This window comes from Sorangium sp. So ce124, from assembly GCF_051525235.1.
GTDB lineage: Bacteria > Myxococcota_A > Polyangia > Polyangiales > Polyangiaceae > Sorangium > Sorangium atrum.
The window spans coordinates 7,527,429-7,544,602 of record NZ_CP150312.1 but is presented as its reverse complement, the minus strand read 5'-3'; the positions used below and the strand labels follow the sequence as shown (position 1 = coordinate 7,544,602).

The following is a 17,174-nucleotide window of genomic DNA, read 5'->3' as shown; positions in this document are numbered from 1 at the left end:
GGTGCAGACTAGCAGACCCGCTCCGCCGGACGGGAGTGCCTGACGTCCATCCGCACCATGCGGCCCGCCAGTCCGCGTGCGGCCCACCCAGAGGCCACGCCGAGGCCGGCCCGCCCAGAGGGCGCCGAGGCAGGCCCGCCCAGCCCCGCCCACCCGGGCCGGCCGGTTTGTTGACCGGTTTGCCTACATGGTGCGACGTTGAACCACACGCAAATGAGCCTCGTCCACAAGATCCCTCCCCTGGTCTCGGCCCTGGCGTTTGGCTACGGGGTCGGGATGGCGGCGCCCCAGTCGGCGATCACGTCGGTCCAGTCGGCGGTGTCGACCTACCAGCTCGGGGCGCCGCGGGCGACGGCGCCGGTCGGGGCGCTCGCCGCGGCGCCGCCGCCGACCGCGGCGCCTGCGCGCGGGCTCGACGGCCCGGCAGCGCCGCCGGGGGGCGAGTCGCGGGAGCTGTGGCGGCTGCGCGAGGCCGCGGGGCGCGACGCGCGGGAGGGCGCCGCGTGCGAGGTCGACCGGCCGAGCTTCTCGCGGCCGCCGCGCGCGTTCTCGGCGGAAGGCAGCTACGCCGACGACGTGGACGACCTCGACTCGGCCGGCGCCGAGGCGCTATCGAAGCTGCAGCTGCCGGACCTCCGGCTCGCCGTGTCGCGCCGCACCCTCAAGTACGTCCGCTTCTTCACGCGCACCGACCGCGGGCGGCAGATGTTCGAGACGTGGCTGAAGCGGAGCGGGCGGTACCAGGAGATGATCCAGGCCGAGCTCAGGGAACGACGGCTTCCGGAGGATCTCCTCTGGGTGGCCATGATCGAGAGCGGCTTCGACCCGCGGGCGAAATCGCCGGTCGGCGCCGTCGGGCTCTGGCAGTTCATGCCCGCCACCGGCGCGGTCTACGGGCTCCAGCAGACGCGGCACCTCGACCAGCGGAAGAACCCGCGCCTCGCCACGCAGGCGGCGGCTCACCACCTGCGCGATCTCTACCTGCGCTTCGGCAGCTGGGATCTCGCGCTCGCGGCCTACAACATGGGCTACGAGCAGCTGCTCGACCGCATCGATCGCTACGGGACGTCGGACTTCAACGAGCTGGCGCGCCAGGAGGCGATCCCCTCGGAGACGGCCGCGTACGTGCCGAAGATCGGGGCGGCGGCGATCGTGGCGAACAACCTGGAGCGGTTCGGGTTCGATGAGGTCCAGGTGAGCCGGCCGATCGACGCCGCCGAGATCGCGGTGTCCCCGGGGACGCCGCTCAAGACGCTGGCGAAGGCCGCCGGCGTCGGGACCTCGACGCTGCGGAAGCTGAACCCCGACATCCTGGGGGACCGCGTGCCGCCCGGACGGGGAGACTTCCTCGTGATGCTCCCGTCGGACACGCTGGCGCGAGCGCAGGCCGCCCTGCCAGCAATGCTCTCCACGGAGCTGCTCTCCACGGACGACGCGTCGATCCTCGATCCGGTCGACCTGCTCGGCGGGCGCGACTTCGCGCCGCGGAAGGGGAGCCGGGACGACGAGAGCCTGCTCTCGCTCCTCCCGAAGCCCGCGCGGAAGCGGACGGCCGAGACGGCGGAGACGGACGTGGACGACGACGGCCGGCCTGCGCTCGGCAAGCGACGCTCGATGCGCGATCCCGTGGCGATGTCGTCGCTCGACGACGGCCAGGAGGGCTCGTCCGACGACGACGCGGCCAGCGCCCCGCTGCGGACGCGCGCCGCGCGCGCGCGGTCGCGGTCCGCGCGCGAGGTGATGCTCTACCGCGTCGCGCCCGGCGATACGCTGATCGGCGTGGCGAGGCAGTTCGTCATAGACGTCGAGGACGTCGCGCGCGATAACCGTATTGAGCCGGACCAAAAGCTCCGCGTCGGCGCCCTGCTCAAGCTGCGGATACGGCCCGACATGGTGGACCGCGTCGCGGCCGGCGAATCGCTCGCCGCGCAGGAGAAGGACGACGGCGCCCGCGACTCTGCGCCGGCGCCGCGCGGCGACGCGACCCGCGGGGGGGCCAAGCCGGCCATGCGGGAGCGCGGAGACGCGAGCGGGGCCGAGGGCCGCGCCCCGGAGGCCGCGGAGAAGAAGCGCAAGGGGCGAGGCTGACGAGGCGCTTTCGGACGAGGGCGCGCCTCGGTTAGCATGCCGCGCATGCAGCTCGTCGACACCAAAGCCATCGTCAAGCGACTCACAAAGAACTGCACCTCTGCCCTCGAGGCGGCGATTGGCCAGTGTGTCAACGCGCGCCACTACGAGGTCACGCTCGAGCACCTGCTCCTCGCGCTGCTCGACGACGCGAACTCCGACATCGCGTTTCTCGTATCCCACTATGATCTCGACCCCTCGCACCTCCGCGCCGCGCTCCAGCGCAGCCTGGAAGAGCTGAGGAAAGGCAACGCCGGGAGGCCCGTGCTCTCGCCGACGATGCTCGAGTGGATGCAGGACGCCTATCTCGTCGGATCCATGGAGTACGGCTACCAGCGGGTCCGGAGCGGCGTGCTCTTCCAGCGCCTCGTCCAGCAGCCGACCCGGTACTCGGTGAGCAGCATCGGCGCGTACCTCGAGGGCATCTCGAAAGACGATCTCAAGAACAACCTCTCCAAGATCGTCTCCGGCTCCAAGGAGGAGGCCGAGGCCGCGGCGGCCTCGGCGGGCGCGGGCGCGCCCGGGGCCGGGAAGCTGCCGGCCGGGATGGCGAGCGCCGGGCCCGATTCGGCGCTGGCGAAGTTCTGCGTCGACTACACGGGGAAGGCGCGCGCGGGGCAGATCGATCCGATCTTCGGCCGCGAGCGGGAGATCCGGCAGGTCATCGATATCCTCGCGCGGCGGCGCAAGAACAACCCGATCATCGTCGGCGACGCGGGCGTCGGGAAGACGGCGCTCGTCGAGGGGCTCGCGCTGCTCATCGTCGAGAGCACGCCGGAGAACCCGAAGGTGCCGCCGCTCCTGCAGGGCGTCGACATCCTCGGGCTCGACATGGGGCTGCTCCAGGCAGGGGCCGGCGTGAAGGGCGAGTTCGAGAACCGGATGAAGCAGGTGATCGCCGAGGTGAAGGGGTCGTCGAAGCCGATCATCCTCTTCATCGACGAGGCGCACACGCTCATCGGCGCGGGCGGCCAGCAAGGCGGCGGCGACGCGGCCAACCTGCTCAAGCCGGCGCTCGCCCGCGGCGAGCTCCGGACGATCGCGGCCACGACGTGGAGCGAGTACAAGAAATATTTCGAGAAGGACGCGGCCCTCGAGCGGCGCTTCCAGCCGGTGAAGGTCGACGAGCCGAGCGAACCGGCGGCCGTCGTCATGCTCCGGGGGCTCCGGCCGAAGTTCGAAGCGGCCCACAACGTCATCATCCAGGATGAGGCGGTGACCGCAGCCGTGCGGCTGTCGGCGCGCTACCTGACCGGAAGGCAGCTGCCGGACAAGGCGGTCGACCTGCTCGACACCTGCGCGGCCCGGGTGAAGGTGGCGCTGCAGCAGCGCCCCTCCGCGGTCGAGGACGCCGAGATCCTCATCGTGAACACCGAGACCGAGCTCAAGGCGCTCGAGCGCGATCGCGACAGGGGCGTGCACATCGATGAAGAGCGGGTCAGCGCGCTGAAGGACAGGCTCGCGAAGGCGAAGGCCGAGCTCGAGTCGGTGCGCGCCGACTACGCGAAGGAGACGGCGGGCACGCAGCGGGTCATCGACGCCCGCAAGAAGATGGACGAGGCCAAGACCAACGAGGAGCGCGACGCCGCGCGCCGCGAGGTGGTCAAGGCCCTCGACGAGCTCAAGAAGAGCCAGGGCGAGGTGCCCCTGGTCCGGCCGGACGTCGACGAGGCCATGGTCGCGAGCGTGGTCGCGGCGTGGACGGGCATCCCCGTCGGCAAGATGGTCCAGGACGACGTGAAGGCGCTCCTCGAGATGGAGGACCGACTGACCCGGCGGATCAAGGGGCAGACGCACGGCATCGTGAGCATCTCGAAGGAGCTCCGGAGCGCGCGCGCGGGCCTGAAGCCGCTGAGCACGCCGCAGGGCGTGTTCCTGCTCGTGGGGCCCAGCGGCGTCGGCAAGACGGAGACCGCGCTCGGGATCGCCGACCTCATGTTCGGCGGCGAGCGGATGATGACGGTCATCAACATGTCCGAGTTCCAGGAGAAGCACACGGTCTCCCGGCTCATCGGCTCGCCCCCCGGCTACGTCGGCTACGGGGAGGGCGGCATGCTCACCGAGGCCGTGCGCCAGCGGCCCTACACGGTGGTGCTCCTCGACGAGGTCGAGAAGGCCGACCCCGACGTGATGAACCTGTTCTACCAGGTGTTCGACAAGGGCATGCTGAGCGACGGCGAGGGGCGGCTCGTCGACTTCAAGAACACGGTCATCATCCTGACGAGCAACCTCGCGACCGACAAGATCACGAACATGACGGTCGCCGCGCGGGAAGAAGACCCGTCGCGCCGCCTCGACGCGGACGGCGAGTTCATCAAGGAGATCGTCGAGGCGATCAAGCCGACGCTCTCCGCGCACTTCAAGCCGGCGCTTCTCGCGCGCATGACGACGGTCCCGTACCTGCCGATCTCGCCCGACGCGCTCGGCGAGATCACGCGGCTCAAGCTCGACGCGCTCGTCGACCGCCTGCGCAAGAGCCAGCGGATCGAGGCGTCGTACTCGGACGCGCTCGTCGACACGATCGCGGCGCGCTGCACCGAGGTCGACACGGGGGCGCGCAACATCGACCATATCCTCCGGGCGTCGCTCCTGCCGCAGCTCTCGGTCGCCGTCCTCGAGAAGATGGCGGAGGGGCCGCTTCCGAAGCGGCTCCAGATCGGGGTCGACGCCGAAAAGAACTTCACGATCTCGTTCTCGGACTGAAACGGACTGAAACGGACTGAATCAGACCGATCGACGCCGCTCGCACACCGAAAGTTGTACTGGCCGCGAGACTCCGCATAAATTGGGCGGAGCATGGTCCCGTTCGCCAAGCTCCTACAGCGTTCGATGTGGATCGGGGAGCCGCGTTCGCCCTCCCCCGCAGGGGAGGGCTCGGCGCGCCGGCCGGGGCCTCGACGTCGGCCGGCGTCGCTCCTCCGCGGGGCGGCCCCGGCGAAGGTAGCGGCGGCCATCGCGGCGGCGACCTTCGCCGTCGGCCTCGGCGCCGCGCTGCCCGCCGCGGTCTCGGGCTGCACGTCCGCCGCGCCGCCGCCCGCGGCCCCCGAGCCGTGCGACGTCCAGATCGTGACGCTCTCGATCTACGCGTCCGACAACATCAACCCCAACGAGAACGGGAACCCCCGGCCCGTGGTCGTGCGGCTCTACCAGCTGAAGAGCAGCGCGCGCATGGAGAACGCGACGTACGACCAGATCCTCCTCAAGGACAAGGAGACGCTCGAGGACGACCTCGCCAAGGTCGACGAGGTCGAGGTCTTCCCGAACGACCTCGTCGAGGTGAAGTTCGAGCGCCTGCCCGACGCCAGCCACCTCGTCGGCGCCGCCCTGTTCCACAGCCCGAAGGGCAACAGCTGGAAGACCTTCTACGAATTCCCGCTCCCGCCCGGAGAGGCCCAGTGCGGCGGCCGCGAGCCCGACGCTGGTCCGCCCGTGGCCGATCCGCGGGTCGCGTTCTTCATCGACTCGACGAAGATCGACAACGGGGTCGAGTTCGACGAGTCGATGTTCCCCAACGCGAGCGCCGTTCGCCGGCTCAGCCTGCCGAAGAAGGTGGCCGCGCCGGAGGCGCCCGCTCGCCCGGGGAAGTGACGGCCGTGGCGCGCGCAGGTCGTCCTCCCAGCTGCAGTCCACGCGACGTGCGCGACGTGACCGCGCGGTCCCCGTCGACGACGAGCGGTCCGATGCGCGCAGCGCAGCGTCGTCGCTCCCCGCGCCCGACCCGCTTTCGCGACGCCGCGCACGGCACATCTGATAAGACTGGACGGGCGACATGATTCACCCGCGCAAGCCGGTCTGGACCGAGGGGCTCTTCATGACCCCTCAGCACCTGCAGCAAACGGACGCCTACCACGAGACGCTGCTCCACGCGCGCCTCCACGCCGTCGTTGGCTATGACTGGGGCATCACGTCCGCCCAGTTCGATGAGCGGGCGCTCTCCGCCGGGCAGTTCAAGGTGGTCAAATGCCACGGCGTCTTCCCCGACGGCACGCCGTTCTTCATCGGCGATCGCGGCGAAGACCAGGTCGAGGCGCGGCCGCTCGAGGGCGCCTTCCCGGCCGCCTTGAAGACGCTCGACGTCTTCCTCGGCATCCCGAACCTGCGCGAGACCGCGGCGAACATCAGCCTGGACCCTGCGAAGGTAGGCCCCGCCCAGCGGTTCGTGGCCGCCCAGACGACGGTCCCGGACGTGAACTCCGGGCGCAACGAGCAGTCGGTCACCTGGGCCCGCACCAACCTGCGGCTCCTCTTCGGCACCGAGCCGCGCGACGCCTACCAGACCGTGCGCATCGCGCAGCTCGTCCGCGACAGCTCCGGCGCGATCGCGCTGCGGAAGAATTTCATCCCGTCGGTCCTCCGCATCAACACGTCGGATCACATCATGTCCGGCCTCCGCCGCGTGCTCTCGGCGCTCGTCGGCAAGCAGAAGTCGCTCGTCGAGGGGCGGCGCATGCGGAGCGCGGCGTCGGTCGACTTCCAGGCCTCCGACCTCACCAAGTTCTGGCTGCTCCATACCCTGAACTCGTACATCCCGATCGTGTCGCACCTCGTCGACCACGGCGGCGCGCACCCGGAGCAGTGTTATGTCGTCCTCGGCTCGCTCATCGGAGAGCTCTGCACCTTTGCAGCGACCGACAGCGATCCGACGACGATCCCCAAGTTCAACTACCTCGAGCTCGATGGCGTCCTCGACCCGATGTTCGACCGGGCCTGGCGGCTCATCAACGAGGTTGTCACGGAGCAGTTCGTCATCGTGCCGCTCGAGAAGCGCGAGGACGGCATGTACCTCGGCAGGTTCGAGGACCCGAAGCTGCCCCGCAGCCACGAGATGTTCCTCGAGGCGAAGGGCACGGACGAGGCCACGCTGCGCGAGCGGCTCCCGCGCCTGCTCAAGATCGGCTCGTGGACGCAGATCGGGCACATCCTGCACTCCGCGACGCCCGGCGTGAACGTCGCCATCGAGTACCGGCCGCCGGGCGCCATCCCGATCAAGCCGGGCCTCGTCTACCTCCGCGTCAACCAGAACGGCGATTACTGGAACGATATCCTCGGCTCTGGCACGATCGCTATCTACCAGCCGATCGAACCGCAAAAGGTCGATCTCCGGCTGATCGCCGTCCCGGCAGGAAAGTGAACGTGTCAGGCCGCCCCCTCCGGGTGAGGAGCCCATGAGCCTCTCGCAGACGATGTACTTTGTGTGCTCCGACGTGCTCTCGCTGATCCTGCAGCTCAGGAACTCGCGCGACCTCCCGGCGCCCGACATCCTCCAGCGGCGCGTCCTCGGCCTGTTCGACACGATGATGCAGAACGGGCGGGAGGCGCGCATCCCCGAGCAGGACATGATCGACGCGAAGTTTGCGCTCGCGGCCTTCGCCGACGAGGTGATCTTCAACTCGAACTGGCCGGGGAGGACGCAGTGGCTCCAGAACCCGCTGCAGTTCCAGTTCTTCCAGCTGAACACGGCCGGCGACGGGTTCTTCACGAACCTCGACAACCTCTACGGCCAGCGCGGCAGGAACCACGTCGCGCAAATCTACTTCCTCTGCTTGGCCCTCGGCTTCCAGGGGAAATATCGTCTGCGGCAGCAGGAGGGCCTCGGCGCCGTGATCGAGGGCGTGGGCAACCACGTCGCTGTCTCCGAGGGCGGCGGTGAGGTCCTCGCGCCGAACGCGGAGCGCAAGGACGGCGGTGCGAACGCGGTGCGCCGCGAGCTGCCCTACCTGGCCATCGCGCTCGGGCTGCTCGTGCTGGCCGTCCTCGTGGTCATCGTGCTCCGGCTCGTCGTGGCCTCGGACGCGGAGGGCGTGGCCGACCAGATCAAGAAGCTGATCAGCACGGGGACCTAGGCGACTCCGCCGTTCTCTGCTGTTCCCGAGGGAGACTTCCGATGTGGCTGTGGATCCTGAGCGCCCTGTTCCTCACCGCCGTGTGGGGAGTGTGGTTCATGCTGCGCCCGGCGGCAGGGGAGGGGGCCGAGGCGTTCCCGATCGAGATCCCGCTCGTGGCGACGGCGATCGTCCTCGCGGTGCTCGTCGGGCTGGCGATCTATAGGCGCATCCGCGCGGCGCGCGCCGCGCGGGCGCTCGAGAAGGCGATCGCGCAGCAGGCGCAGGAGCAGGTGATCAACGCGAAGCCGGAGCGGCGCGCGGAGATCCAGGAGCTCAACCGGCAGATGCAGGAGGGCATCGCCGCGCTCAAGGCCTCGAAGCTCGGCGGGGGCAAGCGGGGCGCCGACGCGCTCTACGTCCTCCCCTGGTACGTGATGGTCGGCCCGCCCGGGGCAGGCAAGACCACCGCCCTCCGGCACTCCGGGCTCGTGTTCCCGTACGTCGACCCCGAGCGCACAGGCGTGCGCGGCGTCGGCGGCACGAGGAACTGCGAGTGGTGGTTCACGAACGAGGCGATCCTCCTCGACACGGCCGGCCGGTACACGACCGAGAGCGACGACCACGACGAGTGGATGGCGTTCCTCGAGACCCTTCTGCAGCACCGCGAGCACAAGCCGCTGAACGGCGTCATCGTCGCGGTGAGCCTGAGCGAGCTGCTCGACGCGAGCGACGAGCAGATCGATCAGACCGGCAAGAAGATCCGCGCGCGCATCGACGAGATGCAGCAGACGCTGCACATGGTCCTGCCGGTCTACGTGCTCTTCACGAAGAGCGACCTGGTGGCGGGCTTCACCGAGTACTTCGGCGACCTGAAGAAGAGCGAGCGCGCCCAGGCGTGGGGCGCCACCGTGCGGCTCGACGAGAACAAGGACGAGCCCGGGAAGATCTTCGACCGCGAGTTCGACGTGCTCGTCGAGAAGCTCCACGCGCGGCTGACGAAGCGGCTCATCGGCGAGCGCAACCGCGAGGTGAAGGAGAAGAGCTACCAGTTCCCGCTCGAGTTCGCGGCGGTGAAGCGCAACCTCTCGGACTTCATCGCGGCGGCGTTCGCGCCCAAGGCGGGCGCGGCGCCCACGCCGATCCTGCGCGGGTTCTATTTCACGAGCGGCGTCCAGGAGGGGCGGCCGCTCGACCGCGTGGTCGGGGCGATGGGGCGCGCGTTCGGGCTCCGCGCGGGGCTCGGCGAGGGCGAGGAGGACGCCGCGGTCCCGAAGGAGTCGAAGAGCTTCTTCCTGCACGACGTCTTCACCAACGTCGTCTTCCCGGATCAGGACCTCGCCGCGCGCTCCGAGGCGGAGCTCCGGCGGCGGCGGATGCAGCGGATCCTGGTCGCGGCGGCCGCGGCGTTCGTGGCGCTGCTGTTCCTGCTGCCGGCGGTGATCTCGTACTTCAACAACAAGGCGCTCGTCGCCGAGACCCGGCGCATCTCGGACGAGATCGCGTTCGTGGACTGGTCCGGGCGGGTCGGCACGCCGCCGAACGTGCGCGCGAACATCGACAAGCTCGATCGGCTGCAGGAGCACGTGGGGAAGCTCGACGGTTACGTCGAGAACACGCCGATCGAGTACGGCTGGTTCATGTTCCAGGGGGACAAGCTGTTCCCGCCGACGATGGGCCAGTACATCATGAGCTTGAAGCAGGGCTTCGTCAGCCCTGCGAAGGCGCAGCTCGAGGCGAAGCTCGAGAAGGTGCGCGAGGGGGAGTTCCTCGACGGCTACAACGCCCTGCGCAGCTACCTCCTGCTCGGCAAGAAGTACCAGAAGCACATGGATGAGCAGGCGGCGCGGTGGCAGACCGGGCGGCTCGTCCAGGTCTGGGCCGACACGCTGAAGCCGTTCACCGATCTGCCCGAGAGCGAGCTCAAGGAGCGGCTCACGCCGCACGTCGCGTACTACATCGACCTCGTGCGGCGGAACAAGCTCGAGGCCGAGGAGCTGAACGAGCCGCTCGTCGCGCGGGCGCAAGCCGATCTGCTGCGGGTCGACCCGACGAAGCGCTACTACGATCAGTTTGTAACGAGCCTGATCGATCAGAAGTACGACGAGTCGGGGCCGAACACGCCGGAGAACCTGAAGTACCCGCCGGTGTCGCTCAACGAGATGTTCGCGGATCGGTCCGAGGTGCTGACCGTCATCCACAGCGCGCAGAAGAACCGGGGCGGGACGTGGTTCGAGGTGCAGGGGCCCTACACGGCCAAGGGGCACGCGCAGGTGCTCGAGTCGCTGAAGGAGGGGAGGAAGAAGCTCGAGCGCGAGCTCTGGGTGCTCCCGCTGTCGAGCGACGAGAAGCGGCAGGGCGACCAGATCCAGAAGGAGCTCGACCGCGTCCGGCAGGACTACGACAACGCGTACATAGCGCAGTGGGAGGCGTTCTTCCGCGACATCCAGGTCGACGTCCCGAAGACGAACCGGGACGCGATCCACGAGTTCAGGGTGCTCTCCACGCCCGACTGGCCCTACCGGCGGCTGCTCCAGCGCCTCTCGGACGAGACGCAGTTCGGGAAGGATGAGAAGCCGAGCCTGCTGACGGCGGACGGCGGCCTGCTCGACAGGGCCAAGGACATGATCGCGCAGAAGGTCGATCGGCGGACGGGCGTGCGGATCGACTCGATGCTCACGGGGAACCAGCGCGAGCACTACGATCCGGTGCCCGACAAGTTCGAGTCGATGGCCAGCTTCGGGGTGCCCCAGCCGCCGGCAGGCGAAGGGCAGCCCCCGCCGCCCCCGCCCAAGCTCGGCCAGTACGTGGGCCACCTCGAGCGGCTGGCAGGGGAGATGAGCGTCGTCGAGGACGGGCCGCCGGACGCGGACACCTCGAAGGCCACGGAGGCGTTCCAGGACGCGGTGAAGGAGACCCAGGGGCTGCTGCTCTCGATGGACCAGAACGGGCAGCGGCTGATGGAGCCGCTCCTCATGAACCCCCTCCGGCAGGCGTACAAAGCCGTCGTGCGGCGCGCAGGCGGCGCGGCGAGCGGGATCTGGGAGGTCGAGGTTTGGCCGCACTACCGCGACAAGATCAAGGACCGCTACCCGTTCAACCTCGCCTCGTCGCGCGACGCGTCGCTCGAGGACGCGATGGCCTTCTTCAAGCCGAAGGACGGGGTGCTCTGGGGCTTCTACGAGACGTACCTCAAGGGCTTCCACTACCAGGTCGGGCACGAGTTCTTCCCGAAGGCGCACCTGTCGGGGCAGCCGCAGGCGGCGAAGCCGTTCACGCCGTTCAGCGCGAACCTGTACAACTGCCTCCGGCGCTCGAACGAGATCTCCGACGCGCTCTTCGGGAGCAGCGGCGGGGCGGAGCCGAAGGTCGTCTTCCACATCAACATGAAGACGGTCAGCCCGATCGTGAGCGAGGTGGTCTTCGAGGTCGACGGCCAGAAGAGGCTCTATCGCAACGAGAAGGAGTTCTGGCACACCTTCAACTGGCCGGGCGAAGGCGCGAAGGGCGCGAGGATCCAGGTGCGCGGCGCGGGCGGGCTCGACGAGGAGCTCGTGCGCGAAGGGCCGTGGGGGATCTTCCGGCTCTTCGAGGCCGGGACGACCACCGCCCAGAAGGACAACGACGAGCTGTTCACGGTGACCTGGCAGATGACCGCGCCGCCTGTGATCGTGACCATGGAGATCCGGCCGACCCGCGGGAACCACCCGTTCCCGACGAGCTTCTTCCGGGCGACCAACTGCCCTGCCAGCATCGGCGATCGCTTCGGCAAAGGGTGAGCTAGGCAGCAACGGAGCCAGCGGGGGAGGGGGTGTCGTGCGGGGGGCCGGCGGGGGCCCCTCCCGCGAACTCGCGCCTTTTGGGAAGCCGTTGCCGTGAGAACGGGGGAGCCGAGACCGGGCGCGAGGCGCTCCGGTGCGGGCCGGCGCTCGGGTTCGCGGGGCCCTACCCCGCCGGCCCCCCGCACGACACCCCCTCCCCCGCTGGCTCTTTGTGAAAAGGGGGAGGCAGCGCGGATCCTTGTCGGGGTGACGGGTCGCGCGGACTGGAACGGAGCGTGCGGGGAGGGGGCCGGGCGCGTGGGGGCGGCGGGGGAGGGCCCCGCGAACCCGAGCGCCGGCCCGCGCCGGAGCGGGACGCGAATGATCTCGGCTCATCCGCGCATGTGGCAATGGCCACCAAAAGGCGCGAGTTCGCGGGAGGGCCCCCCGCCGCCCCCGCGCGCCCGGCCCCCTCCCCGCACGCTCCCGCCGCAACCGGGAAGGTGGTAGCGCTCGGTGAGCGGTTCGTGGTTCACTCCCAGCAGTCATGTTCTGGCGCCGCAAGAAGGGCCCTGCCGCTCCGCCGCAGATCGGCTGCTTCGGCAAGCTGCCCGCCACGGGCGATTTCATCCGGCTGAACGCAGGCGGAGAAGAGCTCGCGGCCTTCGACCGCTGGCTGGGCGCGTCCATCGATTTCGCCCGGCGCGCCATGGGCGCCCATTTCGACGCGCACTACCAGACCGCCCTGGGCCTCTTCGTCTTCCACGGCGAACCGAAAGGCGACGAGCCGCCCACCCGCGGGCTCGTGGGCGCCTGGGCCGCCAGCGGCGATAACGCCGGGCGGCTCTACCCGATGGTGGTGTTCGGGTCCTACGATTACGATCAACTCGTCTCCGCCGGGCCGTCGCTCCCCATCACCCTCTTCCCCCTCCTCGCCGCAGCCCACGACGCCGCGGCGAACGGCAGGACCCTGCCCGTCGACGCCTTCCTCCACCGCGTCTCCCAGATCGCGCCGCCGTCGCTCGACGACCCCGACGCGGCGCACGCCGCCTACCGCGCATGGCTGAAGACCCAGCCGATGAAGGCGCTCTGGGACGCCGGCTTCGGCACCGACGCGAGCCGCTTCTGGGTGCTGCAGAACATCCTCGACTCGGTGATCCCATTCCGCGGTCAGGAGCTCCCTAGGACAGGGCTCGCCCTCAGGCTGCCGCTCGGCGCAGGAGACGCCTACGCCGCCGCCGTGTGGATGGACATGACCCGCCGCCTGTCGAAATGGGGACGCACGCTGATGAACGCGTTCTGGACACCCCAGCGCACCCTGCTGCTCCACCTCGGTCCCCCCCACGTGGGCTCGTTCCGCGAGATGATCGCGCCGACCACCCAGGCCGAACACATCGCCGATCTCTGCGGACCTCCACGGGTCGAGGAGCACGTTTCCCGACATGCGCTCGGGCCGGAGCTCGACGCGCTCGTCGCCCGGACCGACCTGTCGCTCGACAGCTTCCTGGAAGCCCTCGGCTGAGCCGATGGCCGAGCCGAAGGCACCCGCTCCACCCCGCGCGCGGCCGCTCCGGTGCGCCGTCCGGCTCACCGCCGGAGTCGCCATGCAATCGTCGTCTGATTCGCCGTCCACACCCAGGACACCTTGATATCCTGCGCGCCCCATGGCCGCTGAAGACGCCGTCCAACAATCCAAAGAGCGGATCGAGGCGCTGTTCGCGCCCATCAACGGCGGCGTCGGCGCCGACGTCACCTACGACGAGGCGTTCGAGGGCCTCAAGAACGAGGTCGACAAGCTGCAGTCGCTCGCGGGCGGCAAGGTCGACTGGGGGCGCATCGCGAGCGTCGCCGATGAGCTCCTGAGCGAGAAGTCCAAGGACTTCCGCGTCGCGCTCTACTACGCGGCGGCGAAGTCGCAGGTCGACAAGCTGCCCGGCCTGCTCGACGGGCTCGTGCTCGTGCAAGAGCTGAACAACGCGTTCTGGGACACCATGTATCCCGCGATCAAGCGGCCCAAGGCGCGCGGCAACCTGTGCTCCTGGTTCGGAGACCTCGCGGCAGGGACGCTCTCCGGCATCACCGTCTCCGCCGCGGACCGCGACGTTGTGAACGCCATCGACCAGGTGAGCCGCGCCGTGGACGTCGACCTCGCCGACAAGCTCGGCGACGCCTACGGAGGGCTCGGCCCGCTGCGGAACGCGATCCGCAGCCTCGTCGCGAGCCTGCCCGCGGAGGCGCCGCCGCCGCCGCCTCCGCCTCCGCCGCCGCCTCCTCCTCCGCGGGTCGAGCCGCCGAAGGTCGAGGCACAGCGGGCGGTCACGCCGGCGGCCGCCGCGCCGCCGCCCGCGCCCGTGGCCGTGGCTGCCGCGGGCGATCCGGCGCTCAGCCTCGAGGCGATCGTCGACGAGGACTCGGCGCTCGCCGCCCTCGGCAAGTGCTCGCCCCTGATGGCGCGCGCGGGCGACGCGCTCCGGGCGGCGGATCCGAAGCGGGCGTCCGCGTACCGCATCCTGCGGGTCGGGCTCTGGGTCGACCTCCTCGACGATCCGGGCGCGTCGTCTCCGACGGGCAGCACGGCGATCCCGCCGCCGCCCGAGCACGTGCTGCAGACGCTGCCGGCGCTCACGAGCCAGGGGGCGTTCGCCGATCTGCTGCAGGTCGCCGACGAGTACGCGCAGAGCTACCCTCTCTGGCTCGATCCGCACCGGTACGTCGCGAACGCGCTCGAGCAGCTCGGCGACGACTACGCCGACGCCAAGCGGGCGGTGCTCGTCGAGGTGGGCACCCTGCTGCTCCGCGCGCCGCTCCTGCCGACCCTCAAGTTCAGCGACGGTACGCCGTTCGCGGACGGCGAGACGCAGGCCTGGCTCTCGTCCGAGGTCGCGGCCGCGCTCGGCGGCTCGGGTGCGAGCGGCGCGGCAGCCCCGGCGAGGCCGCGGAGCTACCTCGACAAGCCGCTCTCCGAGGCCCGAGGGCTCGTCGCGAACCAGCAGCCCATCGACGCGATGGCGCTCCTCGAGAAGGCCGCGGCCGCGGCTCCGTCGGCGCTGGACCGCTTCCGCGTGAGGCTCGCGATGGCCCAGATCAACATCGAGCTGTCCCAATTCCTCGTGGCGCGGGCGCAGCTCGAGGCGCTGGAGCACCTCGTCGACCACCACCGACTCACCACCTGGCAGCCGGATCTCTGCGCGGAGCTCTACGCCGCGCTCTACACGTGCTACCGGGTCCTGAACCAGGGGTACGAGGCCACGCCCGAGGCCAAGGCGAAGGAAGTGCTCTGCTTCGAGCGCGTCTGCCAGCTCGACGCGGCGCTCGCCTTGAAGCTGTCGCTGGGGGAGTGAGCGGGATGCGCGGGGGTGCGAGGAACGGGGGAGGGCGTACGCGCGTCGCGCGGAGAAGCTTGCCCGAGGGGCGGGGGTTTTGTTCTATGCTCGTTCGGCCTGCGGGCGCTCCGCCCGCTGCTGACGGGGAAAGGAGCCTGCGATGAAAGAGGGATCGGTCGCGCCGAAAGAGCGCGTGAACATCACGTACAAGCCGGCCACCGGGAACGCGAAGGAGGACGTCGAGCTGCCGCTGAAGCTCCTGATGCTCGGCGACTACACGCAGCGGCCGGATCCGCGGCCCCTCGAGGACCGCAAGCCCATCAACGTGGACAAGGACAACTTCCAGAAGGTCATGAGCGAGCAGAAGCTCGCGCTCACCTTCAACGTGAAGGACGTCCTGTCCGAGCAGGAGAACAGCGAGCTCACGGTCAACCTCAAGTTCCGCCGGCTGAGCGACATGGAGCCCGAGGCGATCGCGAACCAGGTGCCGGAGCTCAAGAAGCTGCTCGACCTGCGCGCCGCGCTGACGGCCCTCAAGGGCCCGCTCGGAAACGAGAAGGCGTTCCGCAACAAGATTCAGCAGATCCTGAGCGACCCGGCTCAGCGCAACAAGATCGTGAGCGAGCTCGGGCTCGACAAGGAAGGGGAGTAAGCGATGGCGACGGAGACACAGGCCGCGGGGAGCGCGGGCGTCCAGACCCTCGAGGGCGGGTCGCTGCTCGACGAGATCCTCGCCGAGACGAAGATGACGCCCGGCGACGAGGGGTACGAGATCGCCAAGCGGGGCGTGCAGGCCTTCATCTCGGAGCTCGTCGCCCCGCGGCGCGAGGGGGAGAAGGTCGACAAGGCCTTCGTCGACGCGCTGATCGCGGAGATCGACGTCAAGCTGTCGCGGCAGATCGACGAGATCCTCCACAACCCGAGCTTCCAGAAGCTCGAGTCCGCGTGGCGCGGCCTCAAGTTCGTCATCGACCGGTGTGACTTCCGCGAGAACGTCAAGGTCGAGATGCTCAACTGCTCCAAGGAGGACCTCCTCGCCGATTTCGAGGACGCCCCCGAGGTGCCGAAGAGCGGCCTTTACAAGATCGTCTACTCGGCCGAGTTCGGGCAGTTCGGCGGCAAGCCGGTCGGCGCGATCATCGCGAACTACGATTTCGGCCCGGGCCCCCAGGACATCGCGCTCCTGCAGAAGTGCGCCGCGGTCGCGACGATGTCGCACGCGCCCTTCATCGCGGCGGCCGGACCGCAGTTCTTCGGCCTGAAGGACTTCCAGGGGCTGCCCAACCTGAAGGACCTCAAGGCGCTCTTCGAGGGGCCGCAGTACACGAAGTGGAACGCGTTCCGCGAGACCGAGGACGCGCGCTACGTCGGGCTCGTGATGCCGCGCTTCCTGCTCCGCCTGCCCTTCGGCGCCAACACCGTCCCGGTGAAGGCGTTCAACTACGAGGAGGACGTGGTCGGCCAGCACGACGCGTACTGCTGGGGCAACGCGACGTACGCCTTCGCCACCCGGCTCGCCGACAGCTTCGCCAAGTACCGCTGGTGTCCGAACATCATCGGCCCCCAGGCGGGCGGCTCCGTGGAGAACCTGCCGCTCCACCAGTACGAGGCGATGGGCGAGATCCAGACGAAGGTGCCGACCGAGATCATGCTCACCGAGCGGCGCGAGTTCGAGCTCTCCGAGGAGGGCTTCATCGGGCTCACGTTCCGCAAGGACTCGGACAACGCCTGCTTCTTCTCGGCCAACTCCGCCCAGAAGGCGAAGTTCTTCGGGCAGAGCGACGAGGGCAGGGCGGCCGAGATGAACTACCGGCTCGGCACGCAGCTGCCGTACATGTTCATCATGTGCCGCATCGCGCACTACCTGAAGGTGCTGCAGCGCGAGCAGATCGGTACGTGGAAGGAGCGCGCCGATCTCGAGAAGGAGCTCAACGACTGGATCGGTCAGTACGTCGCCGATCAGGACGTCGTCTCCGCGGCGACGCGCGGGCGCAGGCCGCTCCGCAAGGCGAAGATCATCGTGACCGAGGTGCCGGGGAACGCCGGCTGGTACAAGGTCGACATGCAGGTGCGCCCGCACTTCAAGTACATGGGCGCGTTCTTCACGCTGAGCCTCGTCGGCAAGCTCGACAAGGAGTGAG

General features: G+C 69.5%; 10 protein-coding genes. All 10 read left to right on the top strand.

Going from position 1 to position 17,174, the window contains the following annotated elements:
* Positions 1–198: 198 nt before the first annotated feature.
* The 10 genes from WMF19_RS28235 (at position 199) to tssC (ending at position 17,173) form a co-directional block, all read left to right on the top strand.
* A complete protein-coding gene (locus tag WMF19_RS28235; RefSeq protein WP_437893196.1) occupies positions 199–2,088 on the top strand; it encodes a transglycosylase SLT domain-containing protein in 1,890 nt (629 codons plus the stop codon).
* Between the two features lie 36 nt (positions 2,089–2,124).
* Positions 2,125–4,830 (top strand): type VI secretion system ATPase TssH, encoded by a 2,706-nt coding sequence (gene tssH, locus WMF19_RS28230; protein ID WP_437322993.1) that lies wholly within the window; start codon positions 2,125–2,127, stop codon positions 4,828–4,830.
* A gap of 93 nt (positions 4,831–4,923) precedes the next feature.
* Positions 4,924–5,715 carry a type VI secretion system lipoprotein TssJ gene (gene tssJ / locus WMF19_RS28225; protein WP_437790812.1) on the top strand — a complete coding sequence of 264 codons (792 nt, stop codon included), beginning with the start codon at positions 4,924–4,926 and terminating at the stop codon, positions 5,713–5,715.
* A gap of 181 nt (positions 5,716–5,896) precedes the next feature.
* Positions 5,897–7,258 (top strand): type VI secretion system baseplate subunit TssK, encoded by a 1,362-nt coding sequence (gene tssK / locus WMF19_RS28220; RefSeq protein WP_437322991.1) that lies wholly within the window; start codon positions 5,897–5,899, stop codon positions 7,256–7,258.
* 34 nt (positions 7,259–7,292) lie between these two features.
* Positions 7,293–7,970 carry a DotU family type IV/VI secretion system protein gene (locus WMF19_RS28215; protein WP_272093890.1) on the top strand — a complete coding sequence of 226 codons (678 nt, stop codon included), beginning with the start codon at positions 7,293–7,295 and terminating at the stop codon, positions 7,968–7,970.
* A 41-nt stretch (positions 7,971–8,011) separates the two neighbouring features.
* Positions 8,012–11,728 (top strand): type VI secretion system membrane subunit TssM, encoded by a 3,717-nt coding sequence (gene tssM, locus WMF19_RS28210; protein WP_437893195.1) that lies wholly within the window; start codon positions 8,012–8,014, stop codon positions 11,726–11,728.
* A gap of 529 nt (positions 11,729–12,257) precedes the next feature.
* The gene (gene tagF / locus WMF19_RS28205; RefSeq protein WP_437893194.1) at positions 12,258–13,232 is read left to right on the top strand and encodes a type VI secretion system-associated protein TagF; all 975 of its coding nucleotides are present in this window, start codon (positions 12,258–12,260) and stop codon (positions 13,230–13,232) included.
* Positions 13,233–13,374: 142 nt separating this feature from the next.
* Positions 13,375–15,051, top strand: coding sequence for a type VI secretion system protein TssA (gene tssA, locus WMF19_RS28200; protein ID WP_437893193.1), 1,677 nt, complete (start codon positions 13,375–13,377; stop codon positions 15,049–15,051).
* Positions 15,052–15,193: 142 nt separating this feature from the next.
* Positions 15,194–15,685, top strand: coding sequence for a type VI secretion system contractile sheath small subunit (gene tssB / locus WMF19_RS28195; RefSeq protein WP_012237614.1), 492 nt, complete (start codon positions 15,194–15,196; stop codon positions 15,683–15,685).
* A gap of 3 nt (positions 15,686–15,688) precedes the next feature.
* Positions 15,689–17,173: a type VI secretion system contractile sheath large subunit gene (gene tssC / locus WMF19_RS28190; RefSeq protein ID WP_437322987.1), complete on the top strand. Its 1,485-nt coding sequence runs from the start codon at positions 15,689–15,691 to the stop codon at positions 17,171–17,173.
* The last annotated feature ends 1 nt before the right edge of the window (position 17,174 follow it).